Raw genomic sequence first — 3,006 nt, 5'->3', positions numbered from 1 at the left:
CCGGACAGAACAACCGGAGGACAGCCCAGCAGGGCGTCAGTCAGTGGCAGAGCCACGACCACCAGGGACCCGGTTAGAACTATCAGTGTCAGTGGTATCGGCTACGGTCCCCGACATCCGAGAAGAATCCGAGAAGAACTCGTTTCCGAGGAGGGCCGGATGGCGATCCACCGTCGCATTCACGCCGCATTTCCCGTTCGCGCCGTCATCCGCGCTCACGCCGTCGTCCGCGTTCGCACGGCCATCCGTGTTCACGCCGTCCTCCGGGGGCTCGGCCGGAAAGCACGGATGTGGTGGCCGGCGCCGCCGACCACCACATCCGTTCACGTGTACCTCAGGCCCCCGGGGGCCGCCCGGCCAGTCCTGCCGGGCGGGCCCGGCGGGACGTGCAGGCCTTGCGGGCCGGCACCGGCCGGCTGCTCAGCCCCGTCAGGCCGCCGGGAAGATCGCCGCGTCCGGCTTCAGCAGCTGGCCCGGCTTCGGCGCGGTGCCGTCCACCAGGTAGCGGGTGACCAGCGCGTTCAGCGCCTGGCTGCGGCCGACGGCGCAGTGCTCGATCGAGTCCACGCTGACCAGCACGGCGTTGCCCAGCTGCTGCTGCATCCGCTGGGCGAACTTGTACTGGGTGGCCGGGTCGTAGAGGTTGCCGATCACCATGACGGTGTTCGAGGTCTTCTTGTTCCACGGGCCGCTGAAGCGCTCGGCGTCCCGGGCCGGGGCCGGCCAGCTCGCGCAGGCGGGCGCGTCGAAGGCCTGGTAGCGGCCGAAGGTCGGCGACTCCTTCTCCCAGGCCTTGGCGACGTTCGGGAAGACCCGGTCGTTCGACGGGTACGGCTTGTCCTGGCAGTTGACGCCCATGTAGGAGTCGTCGGCGGTGTACTCGGAGTCGACCGGGGCCTCGCGCAACGCCCGCGGGGCGTTCACAGCGAGGATGTTGGCGTCGTCGTCCGAGACGGTCGCCTTCGGCGCCATCAGGGTGTTCGCGGCCGGCTTCTGGACCAGCTGGTACGTCGCCTGCAGCGACTTGGCCAGCGGCGCCAGCTTGGCCTGCGAGTACAGCGCGCTGGCCACCTCGCTGGTGAAGGTGCTCAGCGTCACCTGGGAGCCGTTCGGCAGGGTGACCGGGCTGGTCCGCAGGTGGTCGCGGAGCTGGTCGAACTTGGCCCGGGTGTCGCCCTCGCCGAAGGCGCAGCGCGGGGCGCCGGCGGCCTGGCAGCGCTTCAGGAACTCGTCCAGGGCCAGCTCGAAGCCGCCCGCCCGCTGACGGTCGTACTCCAGGCCGTCGTGCAGGCGCAGGTTCGGGTCGACGTTGCCGTCGACGATGATCGTGCGCACCTTGTTCGGGTACATCCCGGCGTAGGTCGCGCCGATCAGGGTTCCGTAGGAGAACCCGGCGAAGTTGAGCTGGGAGTCGCCGACGGCGCGGCGCATCCGGTCGAGGTCACGGACCACGTTGATGGTCGACATGTGCTCGATCAGCGGGCCGGCGTTCTTGCTGCACGCGTCGGTGTAGTCCTGGTCCGCGTCCAGCGTCTCGTTGATCTCGGCCTTGGTGACCGGCACGCCGACCATGCGGCCGTTGACCGCGTCGGCGTCCTCCTGGGTCTTGAAGCACTTGAGCGGGTTGCTCCGGGCCACGCCGCGGGGGTCGAAGCCGACCAGGTCGAAGCGCGACTGCACCTCGGTACCGAATCGGGTGGTGGTCGCCCACAGGTAGCCGCTACCACCCGGGCCGCCCGGGTTGAGGAACAGCGAGCCGATCCGCTTGGACGGGTCGCTCGCCCGCCGGCGCATCATGGCGATGCCGATCTTCTCACCCGACGGGTTGTCATAGTCCAGCGGCACCGGGTACACGGCACAGTCGTAGATGCCTGGGTCCGGCTTGCTCGGGTCGGGGTTACACGGGGTCCAGTTGACAGCGGCGACCTTCGCCTCGGCCGCCGCACCCGGCGCCAGGTCTATCGGCGCCGCCGACGCCGCGACAGCACTACCGGTGACGAGGGCGAGGGCGCAGGTGACCGCTCCGGCCAGCGTGGATATACGGGACAAGGAACCTCCTCAGTACTGAAAGGGCGGCCCCAGCCTGTCAGTCTGAGATCTCCATGTGAAGACCTGGAAGCAGCGTAAATGTTTCGATGGCTTCCATTTTGCGACCGGATTATTCTGTGAATGAACCAACTTGACGGTTGATTGACCTGATGACTCGTCACCATGGAACCCGGACACCCGGACACCCGGCGCCGCTCGACAGCCGGAGCGCCGCTCGACAGCCGGCAGAGCACCCGCCCGCACACCCGCCCGCCGCCGACGCCCGGCCGCCCCGCGCAGCGCGGCCGCCTTCGGACGCCGGACATCGAACGCCGGACGGTCGACTTGACCGGGAAACTGATGAGGCGCCATATTACTTTCATGACGCAACGCCCCGACGCCGGCAGCGGCGCCCCCACCCTCGATCAGGCGCGCCGCCAGATCGCCCGCTACGGCCTCACGGCCGACCCGCAGGCGGTCCTGGTCGCGGCCAGGCTGATGGCGGCGGGCGCCCGGATCGGCCAGGCCGGGGAGGTGCACTTCGCCCGGTTCGGACTCTCCACCGGCCGCTACCGACTGCTGGCCGATCTGGAGGACCACGGCGGCGAGAAGTCGCCCTCCCAGCTCGCGGCCGGCCTCGGCGTCTCGCGGGCGACCGTGACCGGCCTGGTGGACGGCCTGGAGCGGGAGGGCCTGGTGGTCCGCCGCCCGTCCGCCGAGGACGGCCGCGCCAACGTGGTGGTCCTCACCGCACGCGGCGCACAGCGGCTGCGCGATCTGGCGCCCGAGCACTTCGCCCGGATGCAGGCGCTGGTCGGCGGGCTCTCGGTCGAGGAGCGCGCCACCTTCCTCGACCTCCTGGCCAGGGTGGTCGAGGGCGCCGACGCGCTGACCGCGGACTGACCCGGTCGAGAACGGGGGGGGGGGCCAGGCGGGCCCCCCGGAGCCCCGCCCCAAAAATATGGCCCCCAGAAAAAA

General features: G+C 70.2%; 2 protein-coding genes. One reads left to right on the top strand and one right to left on the bottom strand.

All coding sequences use genetic code 11. From position 1 onward, the window contains the following. Positions 1-429 precede the first annotated feature (429 nt). Entirely contained in the window at positions 430-2,049 is a 1,620-nt protein-coding gene (locus ACFV6D_RS21345; RefSeq protein WP_208869033.1) for an alpha/beta hydrolase, read from the bottom strand. Positions 2,050-2,409: 360 nt separating this feature from the next. On the opposite strand from ACFV6D_RS21345, the gene ACFV6D_RS21340 reads away from it, so the two are divergent. Further along, a complete protein-coding gene (locus ACFV6D_RS21340; RefSeq protein ID WP_063346029.1) occupies positions 2,410-2,931 on the top strand; it encodes a MarR family winged helix-turn-helix transcriptional regulator in 522 nt (173 codons plus the stop codon). Positions 2,932-3,006 lie beyond the last annotated feature (75 nt).

The organism is Kitasatospora sp. NPDC059812 (assembly GCF_042732075.1).
GTDB lineage: Bacteria > Actinomycetota > Actinomycetes > Streptomycetales > Streptomycetaceae > Kitasatospora.
Note: the sequence above shows the minus strand (reverse complement) of the source record. Positions and strands in the feature narration are given on the sequence as shown.